Origin of the sequence: Lysinibacillus sp. NPDC093692 (genome assembly GCF_050280125.1) — a bacterium.
Lineage (GTDB): Bacteria > Bacillota > Bacilli > Bacillales_A > Planococcaceae > Lysinibacillus.
Genome location: NZ_JBNNUW010000010.1, coordinates 71,455 through 89,533, shown reverse-complemented (window position 1 = coordinate 89,533; position 18,079 = coordinate 71,455). Strand labels below are relative to the sequence as shown.

Annotated in this window: 18 protein-coding genes; 16 read left to right on the top strand and 2 right to left on the bottom strand. The window is 37.8% G+C overall.

The features are described from left to right. The first annotated feature begins 75 nt into the window (after positions 1-75). The 13 genes from ACQKN4_RS12870 to ACQKN4_RS12810 all read left to right on the top strand — a co-directional run bounded on the left by ACQKN4_RS12870 (position 76) and on the right by ACQKN4_RS12810 (position 13,208). Positions 76-762 (top strand): response regulator transcription factor, encoded by a 687-nt coding sequence (locus tag ACQKN4_RS12870; RefSeq protein WP_079562421.1) that lies wholly within the window; start codon positions 76-78, stop codon positions 760-762. Then, the gene (locus ACQKN4_RS12865; protein WP_079562420.1) at positions 746-2,173 is read left to right on the top strand and encodes a sensor histidine kinase; all 1,428 of its coding nucleotides are present in this window, start codon (positions 746-748) and stop codon (positions 2,171-2,173) included. Before ACQKN4_RS12870 ends, ACQKN4_RS12865 begins: the two co-directional genes overlap by 17 nt. Before the next feature lie 128 nt (positions 2,174-2,301). Further along, positions 2,302-3,165, top strand: coding sequence for a foldase protein PrsA (locus ACQKN4_RS12860; RefSeq protein WP_427483852.1), 864 nt, complete (start codon positions 2,302-2,304; stop codon positions 3,163-3,165). A gap of 12 nt (positions 3,166-3,177) precedes the next feature. After that, complete coding sequence (locus ACQKN4_RS12855; RefSeq protein WP_079562418.1) at positions 3,178-3,879, top strand: polyphosphate polymerase domain-containing protein; 702 nt, start codon at positions 3,178-3,180, stop codon at positions 3,877-3,879. 17 nt (positions 3,880-3,896) lie between these two features. Continuing rightward, positions 3,897-4,580 carry a DUF4956 domain-containing protein gene (locus tag ACQKN4_RS12850; protein ID WP_079562417.1) on the top strand — a complete coding sequence of 228 codons (684 nt, stop codon included), beginning with the start codon at positions 3,897-3,899 and terminating at the stop codon, positions 4,578-4,580. A gap of 32 nt (positions 4,581-4,612) precedes the next feature. Beyond that, the gene (locus ACQKN4_RS12845) at positions 4,613-6,406 is read left to right on the top strand and encodes a CotH kinase family protein (RefSeq protein WP_427483851.1); all 1,794 of its coding nucleotides are present in this window, start codon (positions 4,613-4,615) and stop codon (positions 6,404-6,406) included. 86 nt (positions 6,407-6,492) lie between these two features. Further along, positions 6,493-7,095, top strand: coding sequence for a class I SAM-dependent methyltransferase (locus ACQKN4_RS12840; protein ID WP_427483850.1), 603 nt, complete (start codon positions 6,493-6,495; stop codon positions 7,093-7,095). A 517-nt stretch (positions 7,096-7,612) separates the two neighbouring features. Further along, positions 7,613-8,830 (top strand): ABC transporter substrate-binding protein, encoded by a 1,218-nt coding sequence (locus ACQKN4_RS12835; protein WP_427483849.1) that lies wholly within the window; start codon positions 7,613-7,615, stop codon positions 8,828-8,830. Positions 8,831-9,091: 261 nt separating this feature from the next. Then, positions 9,092-9,967 carry a branched-chain amino acid ABC transporter permease gene (locus ACQKN4_RS12830; RefSeq protein WP_079562413.1) on the top strand — a complete coding sequence of 292 codons (876 nt, stop codon included), beginning with the start codon at positions 9,092-9,094 and terminating at the stop codon, positions 9,965-9,967. Between the two features lie 13 nt (positions 9,968-9,980). After that, positions 9,981-10,916, top strand: a complete 936-nt coding sequence (locus tag ACQKN4_RS12825) for a branched-chain amino acid ABC transporter permease (protein WP_079562454.1) — start codon at positions 9,981-9,983, stop codon at positions 10,914-10,916. Beyond that, the gene (locus ACQKN4_RS12820; protein WP_079562412.1) at positions 10,916-11,695 is read left to right on the top strand and encodes an ABC transporter ATP-binding protein; all 780 of its coding nucleotides are present in this window, start codon (positions 10,916-10,918) and stop codon (positions 11,693-11,695) included. Before ACQKN4_RS12825 ends, ACQKN4_RS12820 begins: the two co-directional genes overlap by 1 nt. Further along, positions 11,695-12,402: an ABC transporter ATP-binding protein gene (locus tag ACQKN4_RS12815; protein ID WP_079562411.1), complete on the top strand. Its 708-nt coding sequence runs from the start codon at positions 11,695-11,697 to the stop codon at positions 12,400-12,402. Before ACQKN4_RS12820 ends, ACQKN4_RS12815 begins: the two co-directional genes overlap by 1 nt. A gap of 311 nt (positions 12,403-12,713) precedes the next feature. Further along, complete coding sequence (locus ACQKN4_RS12810) at positions 12,714-13,208, top strand: cupin domain-containing protein (protein ID WP_427483848.1); 495 nt, start codon at positions 12,714-12,716, stop codon at positions 13,206-13,208. 45 nt (positions 13,209-13,253) lie between these two features. Here the strand turns inward: ACQKN4_RS12810 and ACQKN4_RS12805 are convergent, their stop codons facing one another. Continuing rightward, positions 13,254-13,973 carry a DUF6904 family protein gene (locus ACQKN4_RS12805; protein ID WP_427483847.1) on the bottom strand — a complete coding sequence of 240 codons (720 nt, stop codon included), beginning with the start codon at positions 13,971-13,973 and terminating at the stop codon, positions 13,254-13,256. Positions 13,974-13,996: 23 nt separating this feature from the next. Next, complete coding sequence (gene rluF, locus ACQKN4_RS12800) at positions 13,997-14,698, bottom strand: 23S rRNA pseudouridine(2604) synthase RluF (RefSeq protein ID WP_427483846.1); 702 nt, start codon at positions 14,696-14,698, stop codon at positions 13,997-13,999. A gap of 323 nt (positions 14,699-15,021) precedes the next feature. Between rluF and adh the strand changes: the two genes are divergently transcribed. The 3 genes from adh to ACQKN4_RS12785 all read left to right on the top strand — a co-directional run bounded on the left by adh (position 15,022) and on the right by ACQKN4_RS12785 (position 18,062). Beyond that, positions 15,022-16,542, top strand: coding sequence for an aldehyde dehydrogenase (gene adh, locus ACQKN4_RS12795; protein WP_079562406.1), 1,521 nt, complete (start codon positions 15,022-15,024; stop codon positions 16,540-16,542). A gap of 21 nt (positions 16,543-16,563) precedes the next feature. Continuing rightward, positions 16,564-16,923 (top strand): DUF779 domain-containing protein, encoded by a 360-nt coding sequence (locus ACQKN4_RS12790; protein ID WP_079562405.1) that lies wholly within the window; start codon positions 16,564-16,566, stop codon positions 16,921-16,923. 176 nt (positions 16,924-17,099) lie between these two features. Continuing rightward, positions 17,100-18,062 carry a DUF4003 family protein gene (locus ACQKN4_RS12785; RefSeq protein WP_079562404.1) on the top strand — a complete coding sequence of 321 codons (963 nt, stop codon included), beginning with the start codon at positions 17,100-17,102 and terminating at the stop codon, positions 18,060-18,062. Positions 18,063-18,079: the final 17 nt, after the last annotated feature.

The window sequence follows — 18,079 nt, the reverse complement described above, 5'->3', positions numbered from 1 at the left end:
TAGTTCCTGACATTTAACTGACATAAACCGATGATATAATGAAAATACGAATGAGCTGGTAACGAGGTGAAGGACATGGCAAAAATATTAGTAGTAGAAGACGAATATGCAATAAGCCAAGTTTTGAAGGCATATTTGAAAAAAGTAGGCTTTGATGTTATGCAATGTTTTAATGGTGGACAGGCATTGGATATGTTTCAAAAGGTTCAGCCTGATTTAGTATTACTCGATATTATGTTACCAGAAAAAAACGGTTGGTTTATTCTAAAGGAAATTAGAGAATGTAGCTCTAGTCCAGTTATCATGCTAACGGCATTAGGTGATGTAAATTATCGATTAGAGGGTTTTGATCAAGGGGCAGATGATTATATTGCAAAGCCATTTATAGCTGATGAGGTAGTGGCAAGAGTAAAGGCAGTTTTAAGACGAGCTGAAGGACGTCATAAATCTGCAGAAATAAAACGCTTTGGTGAGCTAGAGATTGATATGAAAGCCCACCGAGTGCTACTTAAGGGAGAAGAAATCGTCTTAACGCCTAGAGATTTATCTGTGCTTTTATTTTTAGCAGAACACCCAAATCAAACATTTACACGGGATCAACTGATCGATCAAGTTTGGGGCTGGGAATATGAAGGTAGCGATAGAGCGGTTGATTTAGCTGTGAAGCGACTCAGAAAAGTACTTAAGGAGTGGGATGAGGAAGAGGGCGAAATAAAGACACTACGTGGATTGGGGTATCAGCTAAGTGTTCAAAAAAAATAAGCGAATATCTTTACTCAACTACTGGACAAGTCGCTATTTATTAACGCTATTTGTAGGTTTAGCAATTATCTCTTTGATTTCTGCGGCGTGGATTCGTCATACAGCGTTTCAAAATCGACTAGAGTTGATGGAATTTTTAGCAGACGAGACTGTATATCGCCTAACTGATCTTTCAAGTCAAAACAATGGACATATGGGCGGTATTCCAGGTTTTATTGGCAATCGTGAACGGTTTACTATGAGAGAAATTGACCCCATTTTGTATGTCGTAGATAAGGAAGGGAATATAGTAAATAGCAATCGACCGGTGCCACCGGGGAATGCCAAAAACGTTGCCAGCTTGCTAGATAGTGAAGAGGGGACAAAGAAAATAACTGCAGCGAATGATGGACAAGAGTTGGTCCAATATGTCGTAAAACGAAAACTTGAAAAGGACAATAAAGTAGTTGGCTGGGTGCTTGTTTTAGAGAAGAAAGACAATTTAACGAAGGTTAATCAAGCATATGGACAACTGGCACTACTAATTGGAGCACTTGCCGTATTAGGTTGGGGGGCTATTTATTTTTTATCAAAACGTTTAGCGCATCCAATAAAACAAGTTGCCGAAGCTGCAAAGCAAGTTCAAGAAGGAAACTATACATTTGATTTGCCTCAAAATAATAAGGAAGAAGAAATTTATGAGCTCGTTACGTCTTTTAAGGAAATGGCGAATAAGCTAGAGCAATTAGAAAAGACTCGAACAGAGTTATTAGCAGGGGTCACCCATGAGCTGAAAACACCAGTCACATCAATTAGTGGGTTATTGCAGGCAGTGAAAGATGGTGTCGTTACAGGCCAAGACGCTAGTGAATTTATTCAAATGGCACTAGTAGAAACGATGAAAATGAAAACAATGGTTGGCGATTTACTAGCTTTTAATCATTTTGCGGTAGATGCAATTCCCGTGAAGCTTGAAACAGTAAGTGTTAATCAATTATTACGTGATGCCGTAGCACAGTGGGAAGTAATGCAAGATGACGAAAATGTAAAAATACAACTGGATTACCTTGCAGAATCCGTTGATGTACAGGCTGATGTAGTAAGAATACAGCAAATAATTACGAATTTATTGACGAATGCAAAGCAGGCTATGCAGGAAGGGATCGTTACCGTAGCGCTTATGGAAAAAGAGGATGCTGTATTAATTACTGTAAGGGACACTGGATACGGTATTCCTCAAGAAGATCAAGCATTTATCTTTGAGCGTTTTTATAGAGGCGAAAATAAAAAATATGCGGTCCGTGGATTAGGTTTAGGATTATCGCTTAGTAAAATGATGGCGCAATCTATAGGTGGTGATTTACGCTTAATTGGCAGTAATTCATCTGGAACATGCTTTGAAATAACATTGAAAAAGGCTACTACGCTCTAAAAGGCGTGGTAGCTTTTTCTTTGTAAGAAACTTTGAAGGGCATGTTAAAGCCGACATCTGACTGACACATTAGACCTTTATAGTAGGCATTGTAAACGAGAAAACCAAAAGAAAGGACGGGATCAAGGATGGCCGCAAACAAAAGGTTTTTCCGAATAATCGCCTTACCTGCTACGTTATTAATGCTACTAGCTGGATGTGGTGAGAGTAACGATTATGTGGCGAAGGTTGACGGTGAAAAGATTTTACAAACTGAATTAGATGACGCATTGCGTGAACAATACGGTACAGAAGTACTAGATACACTCATTACCAATAAAATAGTTGAGTTAGAGGCGAAGAAAGAGGGCGTTTCTGTATCTGAGGACATTATTCAAGGAGAGTATGAGGAGTTAGCGGAGTCGTATGGCGGAGAGGAATCTTTACAAGCAGCACTAGAGGAAAATGGGCTGACAGAGCAAAGTGTGAAGGATAATATTCACATGTATCAACTTACGAAAAATGTTATTGCTACAACCGTTGACATATCAGATGAGGAAGTAGCTCAATATTTTGAAGACAATAAAGATAGCTATGGACAAAAAGAAGAGGTCGTAGCCAGTCAAATTTTATTGGAGGATGAAACAACAGCAAAAGACGTGCTAGCAAAAATAAAAGCAGGTGAGGATTTTGCAGATTTAGCAAAAACATATTCAATTGATACAACAACGAATGAGGCTGGCGGGGAAATAGGCTATATTAGCCGAGGACAAATGGAGGAGCAGTTTGAGGAAGTAGCATTTGGCCTTGAAAAGGGTAGCATCAGCGACATCGTACAAACATCAGAAGGCTATCACATTATTAAAGTAACCGATAAAGTACCGGCAGAAGAGGCAGTATTAGAGGATATAAAAGATGAAGTTTATGCAACGGTACTTGAGGAGCGCATAAATGAAGAGTATGCGTCTTGGTTAGCTGAAAAGCAAGAGCAATACAAAATTGAAAAAATGTAAGGAGTGAACTATATGCCTACTCTTACTTCGTTTAATCCTAACGGTCGAAAGGAGATTAAACAGGCAATCTCCTATCCGGACTATGCATTATTAAAAACTAAACTTCGGCATGTGATGCAGTTAGACAAGCATGCTGGGATGAATGGTAAGTATTTAATTCGCAGCACATACTTTGATAATTTTGCAAACAAGGTTCTAAATGAGAAAAAAGAGGGTTTTATCAATCGAGATAAATATCGAGTACGAATGTATGGTAAGTCCACAGCGATTATAAATTTGGAGCGGAAAAGTAAACGTAATAATGTAACGTATAAAACGAAATGTGCCATATCTCAAAAGGAATTTGAAAAAATGCGCGTTGGGGATATCGCTTGGATGGAGGAAGACAAACGAGCGTTAATTCAAGATTTATATCAGGAAATGAAGTATCACCAATTGAAACCGATGACAGTTGTCGATTACGAGCGTGAGGCTTACATCTATCCCTTTGGAAATGTGCGTGTCACTTTCGATAGTAAGGTACAGTCAAGTCTCCGCAATACAGATATGTTTCATCCAAAACTGCCGATGGTGGATGTACTTGAGCCAAACTTAGTTATTTTAGAAGTGAAATATGATGAGTACTTGCCGGATCTTATTAAATACTTACTTCAATCAGTAGATACACGTGCTGAGGCATATTCAAAATATCAGCTTAGTCGTATGTACGGCTAATAAAGGAGAATTGAACAATGGATACAATAAAATTTAATGATATTTTTAAATCTAACTTTTTAGAGAAAACAACATCATTTTCATTAATAGATTCAATGATTGGATTAGTTGTAGCTTTTTTTGTCGGGCTTTTTATTTATGCAGTTTACAAGAAAACCTTTAATGGAGTAATTTACTCTCATTCCTTCAATATTTCGTTGCTCATTATGACAATGGCAACAGCTCTAGTAATTATGGGGATAAGTTCAAACGTCCTGTTATCACTAGGTATGGTTGGTGCGCTATCGATCGTGCGTTTCCGTACACCTATTAAAGACCCGATGGATTTAGTCTATATTTTCTGGGCAATAGTTTCTGGGATTCTTTGTGGAGCAGGATTTATTCCGCTTGTTATTATTGGCGCAGTTTTAATCGGTCTTGTACTACTAGTGTTTGTAAACAAAATTACTGTGGAAAATCCGTATTTATTAATTGTGAAATTTGAAGAAGACTTTGCTTGTGAAGAAGTGGAGCGCATTATTGCGGCACAATCTAAAAAATTCGCTTTAAAATCAAAATCCATTATGTCGGATGAGGAGATTGAAACAACCTATGAAATTCGTGTTAAACAAAATGATGCAAAATTGATGGACAATCTTACAAAAGTACCTGGAGTAAAATCTGCAGTAATGCTTAGTTATGATGGTAATTTCACTGCTTAGTAACCACTCTAGAGTGAAGAGAGGTGCAATAAATGATTAAAACAAGGGTTGTCTATTTTTGTATGGCGATTCTTCTACTTCTCTTTGTCATGATGTATGCTGTGCTTCCAAACGTAGGCATTGAAACGAAAAATACCGAGTTTTCCTATGAGACCATTGTGTTTAATAAGAATAAGGTAACGACGGTAGATATTGAAATAGCCGAAGAAGATTGGGCGGACATGCTAGAAAATGCGGCAGCAGAGGAGCTAAAGAAGGCGAATATTACGGTAAATGGTAAGAAAATAGAAAATGTAGCAATTCGCACAAAAGGAAACTTATCATTGCGTTCAGTAGTTGCGAGCGACTCAGATCGCTATAGTTTAAAAATTGATTTCGATTATTACGATGATACACAAAGCTTATATGGCTTAAAAAAGATTAATTTAAACAATAATTACAGTGACTCAACATTAATGCGAGAATATATTTCTTATGAGCTCATGGAACAGATGGGGCTACCAACACCAGCCCATTCATATATGAACGTAACTGTAAATGGGGAAGAGCGTGGGCTATTTTTAGGGGTAGAAGCTGTAGATGAAACCTTCCTAGCTAATAATTACGGTTCTAATGATGGATTTTTATTTAAGCCAGATGGAACAGGTAGTGATTTAAAATATATTAGTGATAATATAGCTGATTATACGGGAATAGGCTTAAAAACGAACGAAGGCAATATTGATCAATCCAAATTTATTGAGATGATTGAAGCGATTAATAATGGCGATAATATAGAAAAATATATTGATGTCGATGAAATGCTACGTTATTTTGCTGTGAATACAGCACTTGTAAATCTGGATAGTTACCAAGGAAATATGAAACACAACTACTATTTGTATGAGAACGGTGGTGTGTTTTCGATTATCCCTTGGGATTATAATATGTCCTTTGGTGGCTTTGGTGTTGGAGGCGGTCGAATGGGTGACAATAATAAAATCCGGCCCAATGCTGATATAAAAACGCTAGATAATACACAGACGAATGAGAAATCAGATAGATCAAATAATGTTAAGCAACAACAGCAAGGAAGACAGCCAAATGGTGACCAGAATCAGGGTGGACTCAATATGGGGTTTGAAATGTCTAGCAATTTGATGGCAGATAGTGCTATTAACTTTAGTGTGACTACACCTATATCTGGCACAACATTAGAGGAGCGGCCGCTATTAAACGCCTTACTCTCAAATGAAGAGTATCGTGCTAAATACGAAGCTTATTTAGAAGAGCTAGCGACTAATTACTTAACAGAAGACAACGTAAAGAACATTACGAAACAATTAGCATTGCTATTAACAACTTATGTGGAAGCAGATCCTACAAAATTCTCTACAACAGAACAGTTTATAGAAGCAGTAGAAGGAGAAAATAGTCTCTCTGAATTTGCAAAACAACGCTCTGACTCTATTTTAAAACAGCTGTCAGGGGAACTTGTTGTGGAAGCAACTACAGCATCACAAGAAAATATGGGAATGCCTAATTTAAACGAAAATGGTGACATGGACATCCCGACACAAAGACCAGAGAACTTCGATCCGGATCAAATGCCAGAAGATTTTGATCCTTTACAAGCCCCTCCATTTAATCAAAATGGCGATAATCAGGGAGAACCTGTGCAACGACCTGACCAAAATGGAGGACCCATGTGGCCTAACCAAGGCGATGAGCAATTAAAGCAAGAAACTGTTATTGATAAAAATACAATTCTTACAATGATTGTTTGTTTTGCCTTATTAATAGTAGCGCTTTTCTTTGTTTTAAAATTTAAGCGAAGAGGTCGTTAAAAAATAACCATATCCGAAACTTTTGGGTATGGTTTTTGCTTTTTATCGTGCTACAATTAATCATTCTTTTTTTTAGGAGTTTTATTATGAATGAACATCAATTTGATAAATGTTTACATATTAACACAGTAGGTGAACAATACGGCTTCCCGAAGCTAGCTCACTACCATCGCTATGAGCCAACGCCGTATGCTGGCTTAGAACAATTATTTTCGGAATATGAAATGCCTGATCATCCAGTATTTATTGATATGGGATGTGGAAAAGGGAGAGTCCCTATTTATGTACATCACAAATTTCATATTCCTACAATTGGGGTAGAAATGGATGCAGGTTTTTATACAGAGGCAGAGAATAATAAAAAGAACTATCTTCAAAAGAAGAGTGCTCAAGCTCCGATTTCCTTTATTCATTCAATAGCGGAAGACTATGCTATACAACCATGCGACACAGTTTTCTTTTTCTTTAATCCGTTTTCAATCAATATTTTCCGTACAGTTATTCATAATATTTGGAAGTCTTATGAATTGCATATGCGCGAAATTCATATTATTTTATACTACCCACCATATGATTATTTGCAGTTTTTACATCATGGTACACCTTTTGAATTAATCTATGAGGTCCATCTTGAAAATGAAACAAATATTAACGAGCGCCTCTGTGTGTTTGCATTGAAAAAAGCTTAGAGCTGAGCAATAGTCCAGCTTTAAGCTTTTTTAATTTTTTTCCGATTCCGGGCACAATAATGCCAAGGCATAATTGATGAAGGTTTAGCGACTAAAAGCAAAAGACCGATGATTACCCCTATACTTCTATTTATTTCCTAGGTAATAAATAGTTATTAGTAATTTCATATAAACACAACCATTTTAGTACCTGATATTCTAGATCATGCAATTTCTGATTTCTTTTTACGAGACTTTATCGAAAAAAATAATCGGAAATGATAGGTTTGTATGAATATTCACAATAAATTAATGGATAATTCACAAATTACTAATTATACAGAAAAATCACTCTAGACTAAATATAAAGAATGTTTTACAATGTAAAAGTCCTAAATGAATAATAGTTTGATTCACTTAAAGATAGATAGTTATAAATTATAATTTTGGTTATTTTTGTTATTGAGCAAATGCTATTAATTGTTTATAATTATCTGAAATATCTAATATTTGAGAAAATTCTAGGGGGAATAAAATTATGAGAGAGAACAAAAAGCTTAAAAAGTTTGGCTCACTTCTAGTTGCATCTTCACTACTTGCAGGAGTTCTTGCTGGCTGTGGTGGCGGAGATAGTTCAAGTTCAGGAGGAGGGTCATCATCAGGTGGTGGTTCTGACGGTGATACTATTAAAATCGGTGCAAACTTAGAACTTTCGGGGAACGTAGCTTCTTATGGTTCTTCGATTGGTGTAGGTGCAGACCTAGCAGTTAAAGAAATTAATGATAAAGGCGGAATCGACGGTAAAAAAATTGAGCTTGTTAAAGTAGATAACAAATCTGAAAACTCAGAGTCTACTGCAGCAGCTCTTAAACTAGCAACACAAGATAAAGTAGTAGCAATGCTAGCTCCAGCGACTTCTGGTAATACAGTTGCTACTGTTCAAATTGCGAACAGCAATAAAATCCCGATTGTTACAGGTTCAGGTACTGCTCCTAACATTACAGTCAATGATGATGATAGCGTTAACGAATATGCATTCCGTACTTGTTTCATTGACCCATTTCAAGGGATTGTAGCGGCGAACTTCGCTTCAGGTGAATTGAAAGCTAAAAATGTAGCTATTTTTGCGGACAACGCATCTGACTATGCAAAAGGTTTAGCAAAATCATTTAAAGATACAATCACTAAAAATGGTGGGAAAGTTGTAAAAGAAGAGGCATATGTCGCTAAGGATACTGACTTCCGTACACAATTAACAAATATTAAAGCAGCTAAACCAGACTTTATCTTTATCCCAGGATACTATGAAGAGGTTGGTTTAATTGTTAAACAAGCACGTGAAATGGGCATCGATGTTCCATTGATGGGGGCTGACGGTTGGGATTCACCAACTTTAGTTGAACTAGCTGGTGCGAAAGCGCTGAATAACACGTATATCACAAACCATTATTCTGCAGAAGATCCAGATCAAAAAATTCAAGATTTTGTAAAGGCGTTTAAAGCAGCGAACAGTGATAAAGCACCAGATGCATTCAATGCACTTGGCTATGACACAATTTACTACATTGCGGATGCTATTAAGCGAGCTGGCTCTACGGATGGGGAAGCTATTAAAACTGCTTTAGCTGACACAAAAGATCTTTCTTTAGTAACAGGTACTTTCTCGGTTGACGAAAATCATAACCCAATTAAAACAGCAACAGTTCTTGAATTTAAAGACGGTAAACAAGTGTTCAACTCTAAAGTTAATCCTTAATGTTTTCTTGGCAAGGGGAGGCGGGTAAACACGCCTTCCTTTTTATGTTACCTTCATTCAGTGAGGCTCTCGCCATTGAAGGTGATGAGATGAATGCGGATATAGTTTCATTACCGTGTTCAAAATATCTAAAGCGAGATTGCTAGATAGACCAAGAAAAAAATTTTAAAGACGACACAATTTACTCTATTTTCAATAATAACATGTAGTAGTAAATTCTATTTTTGCATTTTTCAGAAAAATAAAGGGGAGTGAACGCTTATGGAATGGATACAGCAGCTTGTGAACGGTATTTCACTAGGTAGTATCTACGCATTAATAGCGCTAGGGTATACGATGGTATACGGGATTATTAAGCTGATCAACTTTGCCCACGGTGATGTTTTCATGATTGGGTCATTTATTGGCTTTTACGCAATTGCTAAATGGGAGCTGGGCTTCTTCCCAGCGCTATTATTGGCGATGGTGGTCTGTGCAATCTTTGGTGTTTTAATCGAACGTATTGCTTATAAGCGTTTACGAAATGCTACACGTATTGCAGCTTTAATTACGGCAATAGGTGTATCGCTACTAATTGAATATACAACGATCTACTTCAGAGGTGCGCAACCGGCTGCATATCCTGAAGTCATTACAAATAAATCATTTGATGTTTTTGGTGTTCAAATCAGTAGTACATCAATATTAATTTTATCTGTAGCAATTGTACTGATGATTCTTTTACAATTCATCGTACATAAAACTAAAATCGGGAAAGCGATGCGTGCGGTTTCTCATGATGCAGATGCAGCACGTTTAATGGGTATTAACGTAGATAATACAATTTCAGCAACATTCGCGATTGGTTCTGCTCTAGCTGGAGCAGCAGGCGTTATCTTTGGTGTTTACTATACGAAAATAGATCCATTAATGGGCGTTATTCCAGGGGTTAAAGCCTTTATCGCCGCGGTACTTGGTGGTATTGGGATTATTCCAGGTGCTATGGTTGGCGGTATGTTGTTAGGTGTAGTGGAATCATTAGTAAGTGCACTTGGTTTCTCTTTATGGCGCGATGCAGCGGCATTCGTTATTTTAATTTTAATTTTAATCTTCAGACCATCGGGTATCTTTGGTAAAAATGCCCGTGAGAAAGTGTAGGTGAGCGGTAATGATGAAAAAGTCTAAAGTTTTCTGGGGCTATGCCGTATTAGCGCTAGTCATCTATGCAGTTGTTCAAATCCTTATTTCTACAAACATTCTCGATATTTACTATCAAAATATGTTGATCACAATGTGTATTAACATCATGCTTGCGGTCAGCTTGCATATCGTTATTGGGATTACTGGTCAATTCTCGATTGGGCATGCCGGTTTCTTAGCAGTTGGAGCATATGTTTCTGCAATTATTACCACTAAGCTATTGCTTCCATTCCCATTAGCTATTTTCTTAGGGGCATTAGCAGCAGCTGTAGCAGGTTTAATCGTAGGTATTCCGACATTACGTTTAAAGGGTGACTATTTAGCAATTGCCACGCTTGGTTTTGCGGAAATTATACGTATTATCTTTTTAAATACGGACTATGTTGGTGGCGCGGCAGGGATGCAGGTTCTATATTTATCAAACTGGTCTTATGCATTCATAGGTGTTGTTCTAACAATTTTAGTCATCTCGAACTTTACGAATTCACGTCATGGACGCGCATGTATATCGATTCGTGAGGACGAAATTGCGGCAGATGCAATGGGTATTAATACAACCTACTATAAAGTTGTAGCTTTTGCGATAGGTTCCTTCTTCGCCGGTCTTGCAGGGGCCATTTTTGCACATAACTTTTACATTATTCAACCGACAACTTTCGGGTTCTTAAAATCATTTGATATTTTAATCTTTGTAGTACTTGGTGGCTTAGGAAGTCTTTCAGGATCTGTCATCGCAGCTATTTTCTTAACAGTAGTCTCAGCATATCTAGCAAACTTCCCAGAAACACGTATGATTATTTACAGTTTAGTATTAATAGTCGTAATGCTATATCGCCCAACAGGGTTAATGGGAACAAAAGAAGTTACGGACTTATTTAAGTTTGGTAAAAAAGGAGGTACAAAATAATGGCTGGAAACCTTCTTATCAATGTAGAAAACATGGGCATTCAATTCGGTGGTTTAAAGGCGGTACAGGGCGTTAATATGTACCTGAATCAAGGGGAGCTAGTAGGTCTTATAGGGCCCAACGGTGCTGGTAAAACAACTAGCTTTAACATGCTTACTGGAGTGTATATGCCAACGGAGGGCACGATTACATTTGACGGTTTAAAGTTGAACGGGCTTGCACCATATCAAGTAACACAAAAAGGTATTAGCCGTACGTTCCAAAATATTCGTTTATTTAAGGAGCTATCTGTTTTAGATAATGTTAAGGTAGCGAACCATTCGCTTGCCAAGCACTCTATGTGGTCTTCCATTTTCCGCTTGCCGAATCATTTTAAAGGTGAGGCAGAAATGGAGCATCAATCTATTGAATTTCTAAAAATCTTTGGTTTAGATGTTTATAAGGATGAGCTTGCAAAAAATTTACCTTATGGGATGCAGCGCCGATTAGAAATTGCTCGTGCCCTAGCTGCAAAACCTAAGATACTTTTATTGGATGAGCCTGCAGCAGGGATGAACCCGCAGGAAACGCATGATTTAATGGAATTAATAGCGTTTATTCGTAAAGAATTTGGCTTAACAATTCTTCTAATTGAACACGATATGAGCTTAGTTATGGGGATTTGTGAACGTATATACGTGCTCGATCACGGACAATTAATCGCAGATGGGACACCAGAAGAGATTCGCAACAATCCAAAGGTAATTGAAGCTTACCTTGGTGAGGAGGTTATCAGCTAATGCTAAAAGTACAAAATATAGATGTATTTTACGGTAATATTCAAGCATTAAAGGACCTCTCTTTAGAAGTAAATGAGGGTGAAATCGTAACGTTAATCGGTGCAAACGGTGCTGGTAAAAGTACATTATTAAAAACATTGTCGGGCCTATTAAAACCAAAGGGTGGCATCATTGAATATGAAGGCTTCTCTATCGCAGGGAAGGCTGCACAGACAATAGTAAAATCAGGCATTTCACATGTTCCAGAGGGGCGCCGTGTTTTTGCCAATATGTCCGTTGAGGAAAATTTAGAGCTAGGCGCATATCTTCGCAACGATAAGGCTGGCATAAAAAAAGATATGGATCATGTGTTTGAACTATTCCCACGTCTTTTCGAACGTCGGAAACAGCAATCAGGTACATTATCGGGCGGTGAGCAGCAGATGCTAGCGATGGGGCGAGCATTAATGGCAAAACCGAAATTGTTATTAATGGATGAACCTTCAATGGGACTTGCGCCACTCATGGTAAAAAATATTTTTAATATTATTGAGCAAGTCAACAAAGAGGGCACAACTGTATTGCTTGTTGAGCAAAATGCGAATATGGCATTATCGGTAGCGCATCGTGCGTACGTACTTGAAACGGGACGTATTGTATTATCAGGTACAGCAAAAGAGCTTCAAGAGAGTGACCAAGTAAAGGCTGCTTATTTAGGTGGTTTATAGAGGGAGAAGGCGTCTCAATTTTTGGGACGTCTTTTTTCGTATAAACGGAGGAGTGAACCGACAGATAGAAATGTTAAAGTGAAGGATAGAAGGGCTAGAGCGACGGATGGAACAATCAAAGTGACGGAAAGCAGGTCCAGAACGATGGATAGAACAATCAAAGCGACGGAAAGCAGGTCCAGAGCGACGGATAATTATCAAAGCGACGGAAAGAAAGGCCCAAACGACGGATACTACTTATCAAATTGACAAAATAGGAGTAGCTTTCATCTTTTATTATTTGGTAATGTGGAAGAAAGGAGTGATGTTGTATGAAGTATTCAGCACAATATTTTATCGAAAAATTAAATTTAGCAGAGCATCCTGAAGGAGGGTACTATATATCCTCGTTTCGGGCATCGGACGATATGGCTGTAAGAGATGTACAGAGACCTATTTATACAAGTATTTATTTCTTACTACGTTCACAGGATATATCGCATTTGCATCGTTTGAAATCAGACGAGCTTTGGTATTATCATGCTGGCAGCCCACTAACGGTCCATATGATTTTCCCGGATGGTACATATAAGGCGAAGAAGCTTGGATTAAATGTAGAGGCAGGAGAAGTACCACAAATCGCAGTACCGAAAAATACTATATTTGGCTCATCCGTAGAGGATGCAGATACATTTAGTTTAGTAGGCTGTATGGTTGCACCCGGCTTTGACTTTGAAGACTTCGAATTATTTACACAAGTTGAGCTATTAGCTAACTATCCACAGCACGAGGAAGTTATTCGAAAAATGGCTTACACGACAATATAGAAGAAAAGGAGCCGTCTCAAAATTAATTGAGACGGCTCTTTCTATTTACCACAAAATAGTTTCAGGATAATTAGTGTTAATTTCAATTTCATGTAACGCTTTTTTTGTAGTCATCGCAACTTCCATGAGCTGTGATTTTAACGCTACATATTCATCATCTTCTAACATCAAGCGCAGAGCAAATGCCGCTAAATGAGCTTTACGTGCCTCTAAATTTAAATGAATATACTCAAGATTTAAAACATCTACATACTGTGTGGCATAACGGAATGTTAATGGACTTTTAGTGTGCAGCATTCTTAAAAATACTAAGTATTCATCTTCATGGAGCTCCTGCTCTAAACAATTTGCAACAGCTGCCTGGAATTTACGAATTGTGGCAACGTCAATATTCCAATCAGAAGAATCAATTAGCTCTTGATGTAGGCGAATGAAATCGTTTAATGCGATAGCAGTAAAGATTAGCTCTGGCCAAAGAATCTCTGCTGCGAAATAAGCATTTTTGTTAGGGAAAATTAGTTCATGCTGTGTCAGAACACTTTTATTGAGCCCGTTGCTAACAAACTCAAGCTGATGCTCCCCCTTGGCAGCTTGACGGAGATTATAACAAACGCTAAGAATGCGAAAGCGCGCTCCTTGATAATCATAATACTTGTTTTCATCACCAGTTATTTTGTAAATAGCATTAATCAACTCATCTAAATCCCAAAAATCACCGCTAATACGTGCACCGGTTAACTGCTCAGTACTTTGAATTGACAGCATAGTCCTATCCCCTTAAAATGGCTTTATTTTGGTGTGTAATTAAGTAGTCTGAATAGTTCTGTTCGTTCTTTGTCTGTTAAATCGCGCCATTGTCCAACTTTTAAATTGCCAAGCTTTATATTCATAATACGAATGCGTTGTAGACGTTTAACGGAGTACCCAAGCGCTGAACACATACGACGTATTTGACGGTTTAAGCCTTGCTCTAAAATGATTTTAAAGACTTTATCAGATATTTTTTCAACATGACAAGGTAGGGTTGTAGTATCTAAAATATCTACACCAGCGCCCATTTTCTTTATAAATTGCTCCGTAATAGGTTTATCAACTTGCACGATATATTCTTTTTCGTGATGGTTTTCTGCACGTAAAATCTTATTGACGACGTCCCCATCGTTAGTCAATAATAATAGCCCTTCTGACTCTTTATCTAGTCGTCCAATATGGAAAATACGAAGAGGGTGGTTGACAAAATCAACGACATTTCCTTTTATATGACGTTCAGTTGTGCTTGTAATTCCTACTGGTTTGTTTAAGGCAATATAAACGAGCTGTTCTTCTTTTTTTACTTCTTTTCCATCAACGCAAACCATATCACCAGCCTCAACCTGACTGCCGACTGTAGCAAGCTCACCATTAATCGTTACTTTACCTTCTGCTATCCATTTATCTGCGCCTCGACGAGATATAATGCCTGTCTCACTTAAATATTTATTAATCCGCATACTGTTCTCCTATACATTTATATTATTTTTAAGTATACATTATAGTTGGTCAAACCGTGAATCCTAGAAGCTTTTCTAGAAAATATAAGCCACTTTGCAAGCCTAATCACAAAGCCGATTCCAGAGGCTATTATGCCGAGGAATAATCGATTCAAGAATAGATTCTAGTATTAATTTAAAAAAATTTCAAAAAGTTGAAATTATTCTTTGTTTCTGACAATATATTGAGTAAGAGGGTATCTATGAAAATATCGTTATTTCGATGAAAATGGTGATTTTTGTAGATTATTTTCTCATTATTTTGTGTAAAGGGGAGAAGTAAAATGGTTTATGCATTTCCAAACACTGAAGGGTCGGTAGTTCAATTCAAAGAAAAATATGAAAATTACATTGGTGGGGAATGGACACCTCCAGTGAAAGGACAATACTTTGATAATGTTACACCTGTTACTGGACAAGTTTTTACACAATTAGCTCGTTCTACTGCTGAGGATATTGAACTTGCAGTTGATGCAGCACATGCCGCAAAAGAAGAATGGGGCAAAACATCTCCAACAGAGCGTGCAAACATTTTACTTAAAATTGCGGACCGCATAGAACAAAACTTAGAAAAGCTAGCCGTTGCCGAAACATGGGATAACGGAAAAGCGGTACGTGAGACATTAAATGCAGATATCCCTCTTGCGATTGATCATTTCCGTTATTTTGCGGGGGCTTTACGTGCACAAGAAGGCGCGGTAAGCCAAATCGATAATGATACAGTCGCTTATCATTTCCATGAACCAATTGGGGTAGTAGGTCAAATTATCCCTTGGAATTTCCCGTTATTAATGGCCGTTTGGAAGCTAGCACCTGCACTGGCAGCTGGAAACTGTGTTGTGTTAAAACCTGCAGAGCAAACGCCAGCTTCGATAATGGTGTTCATTGAATTAATAGAAGATTTATTGCCATCGGGCGTACTTAATGTTGTGAATGGCTTTGGTTTAGAAGCAGGAAAACCATTAGCATCGAATCCACGGATCGGCAAAATTGCCTTTACTGGTGAAACTACGACAGGTCGCTTAATTATGCAATATGCTTCACAAAATCTTATTCCAGTTACATTAGAATTGGGCGGTAAGTCACCAAATATATTCTTTGAAGATATTATGGATGAAGACGATGCCTTTTTAGATAAAGCAGTTGAAGGTTTTGTATTATTCGCCCTAAATCAAGGTGAAGTATGTACATGTCCTTCTCGTGCAATCATTCAAGAGTCTATTTACGATAAATTTATGGAACGCGTCCTACAGCGTGTTGAAGCGATTAAAGTTGGGAATCCACTTGATCCGAATACGATGATGGGAGCGCAGGCTTCGAGTGAGCAAATGGAAAAAATCCTTTCTTATTTAGATATTGGTAAGCAAGAAGGTGCAGAATGTCTAATTGGAGGAGAGAAAAATAATGTAGGATCAGGTTTTGAAAATGGTTACTACATTAAGCCGACTGTCTTCAAAGGACATAATAAAATGCGTATTTTCCAAGAAGAAATCTTTGGGCCAGTTGTTGCCGTAACAACATTTAAAACAAAAGAGGAAGCATTAGAAATTGCAAATGACACACTATACGGTTTAGGCGCAGGTGTATGGACACGTGATATGAATACGGCATATCGCTTCGGTCGTGGTATTCAAGCTGGGCGTGTTTGGACAAACTGCTACCATGCTTATCCTGCACATGCAGCGTTCGGTGGCTATAAAATGTCAGGTGTTGGTCGTGAAAACCATAAGATGATGTTAGCGCATTATCAGCAAACGAAAAACTTATTAGTTAGCTACAGCGAAAACAAACTTGGCTTCTTCTAATTAGTAGGGAGGTGCATGAGCGTGGTCATGCGTGTTTTGGCAACAGAAGAAGCGCTAGCACTAATCGAATTATTGAAAGAAAAGCACGGGCCCATTATGTTTCATCAATCAGGTGGATGCTGTGACGGCTCCTCGCCAATGTGTTATCCAGAGGGAGACTTACTATTAGGTGACCAGGATGTTTGTCTTGGAGAGATTGGTGGTGCTGCCTTCTACATGCATAAAAATCAATATGATTATTGGAAGCATACACAAATAATCTTGGACGTCGTCGACGGTAGAGGTGGTATGTTTTCACTGGAAGGCGTTGAAGGTAAGAGGTTTTTAACAAGATCAAGAGCCTTTTCCGCAGAGGAATTAAAAGAATTAGGATTAATTTAAGTACACCGAACAAGCAATTAAGCAAATTTTCTTTTATGGAAAGCGGCAAAAATATTGCCGCTTTTTTTTATGTTCATTCTTCTGGAAAAAGTGTATGGAAGGTTTAATTTTTAAAAAAACAGTTGAATCTTTTCGGTAATATATTACGTAAATATGGAAAAAGGAGCGTGTTAAACATGGACTTTGTTATGATTGAAAATCAGTTTACAAGTACTGTGGAGGATGTCTCAAAGGCTGTCGGTCGGACGGTTGATCGTAAAATTGTGTTGGCAATCGCTAGCAAATATGTGGCATCTGGGAAACCCTTTGATTCCGTTAAATATAAAAAAGTATTACAAGAAATGAAAAAGCAAACGTCATGGTCATCTCCGTTACGAACGACGGTAGGTTATAGTATTGCTGCAAATTTGATGGAGCAAGAGGATACAGAACGAGCGGTGAGAAATTTACTGACGAACGTTAGCATAATGAAAGAGGTAAAGTTCAGAAGCGGGAATTTTAGTTTTATAGGTGCACAGTTTTTAACGGAAGAGGAAAATGAGAAACGTGCACATGCACAGGTAGCACGCGCATTATTTGATGCAATCCGCAAGCACCACCGATTTTTAACATCGTACGATGATATTCCCTATGCCGTATTGTTAAGTAGCCAATCTGACGACGTTGAGCTACGTGCAGAAACAATGAATCGTTATTATAAAGAACTACGTACGTATAATTTTAATGCAGGCAATGAGCTTCAATGGCTATCACAAGTACTGACTTTCTTATCACCTCAATATGATAATAAGTTAGTGCCTAATGTTGTAACGATTCGTGACACACTAAAAAATCAAGATGTAAAGGTCAAGGCGATGCATTATCCATTACTGGGCTTTTTAGCAATCCTTGAAGTGAATCAAGCACAGCTTCAACAGATTGTTGATTTATATCATGAGTTAAAGGGTATGAAACTTTTAAAATGGCATCGTGAATTTGTGTTATTTATGGCCACACAAATTGCTATTTATGATATGGCGAATGTACAACAATCCTTATCAATGTCAATCATGTCATCCATTGAATTGCTAATTCAAGCACAGCAGGCAGCAATGTTCGCAGCAGTAAGTGCAGCAGCTGTAGCAGCAAGTTCTTCGTGATAAAATAAAGAAGAACT

Coding starts and splice junctions, on each gene's coding strand:
- adh (WP_079562406.1), top strand. CDS start 15,022: ATGGTTTATGCATTTCCAAACACTGAAGGGTCGGTAGTTCAATTCAAA.
- ACQKN4_RS12815 (WP_079562411.1), top strand. CDS start 11,695: ATGCTAAAAGTACAAAATATAGATGTATTTTACGGTAATATTCAAGCA.
- ACQKN4_RS12830 (WP_079562413.1), top strand. CDS start 9,092: ATGGAATGGATACAGCAGCTTGTGAACGGTATTTCACTAGGTAGTATC.
- ACQKN4_RS12870 (WP_079562421.1), top strand. CDS start 76: ATGGCAAAAATATTAGTAGTAGAAGACGAATATGCAATAAGCCAAGTT.
- ACQKN4_RS12840 (WP_427483850.1), top strand. CDS start 6,493: ATGAATGAACATCAATTTGATAAATGTTTACATATTAACACAGTAGGT.
- ACQKN4_RS12850 (WP_079562417.1), top strand. CDS start 3,897: ATGGATACAATAAAATTTAATGATATTTTTAAATCTAACTTTTTAGAG.
- ACQKN4_RS12825 (WP_079562454.1), top strand. CDS start 9,981: ATGAAAAAGTCTAAAGTTTTCTGGGGCTATGCCGTATTAGCGCTAGTC.
- ACQKN4_RS12785 (WP_079562404.1), top strand. CDS start 17,100: ATGGACTTTGTTATGATTGAAAATCAGTTTACAAGTACTGTGGAGGAT.
- ACQKN4_RS12855 (WP_079562418.1), top strand. CDS start 3,178: ATGCCTACTCTTACTTCGTTTAATCCTAACGGTCGAAAGGAGATTAAA.
- ACQKN4_RS12820 (WP_079562412.1), top strand. CDS start 10,916: ATGGCTGGAAACCTTCTTATCAATGTAGAAAACATGGGCATTCAATTC.
- ACQKN4_RS12805 (WP_427483847.1), bottom strand. CDS start 13,973: ATGCTGTCAATTCAAAGTACTGAGCAGTTAACCGGTGCACGTATTAGC.
- ACQKN4_RS12810 (WP_427483848.1), top strand. CDS start 12,714: ATGAAGTATTCAGCACAATATTTTATCGAAAAATTAAATTTAGCAGAG.
- ACQKN4_RS12860 (WP_427483852.1), top strand. CDS start 2,302: ATGGCCGCAAACAAAAGGTTTTTCCGAATAATCGCCTTACCTGCTACG.
- ACQKN4_RS12845 (WP_427483851.1), top strand. CDS start 4,613: ATGATTAAAACAAGGGTTGTCTATTTTTGTATGGCGATTCTTCTACTT.
- ACQKN4_RS12835 (WP_427483849.1), top strand. CDS start 7,613: ATGAGAGAGAACAAAAAGCTTAAAAAGTTTGGCTCACTTCTAGTTGCA.
- rluF (WP_427483846.1), bottom strand. CDS start 14,698: ATGCGGATTAATAAATATTTAAGTGAGACAGGCATTATATCTCGTCGA.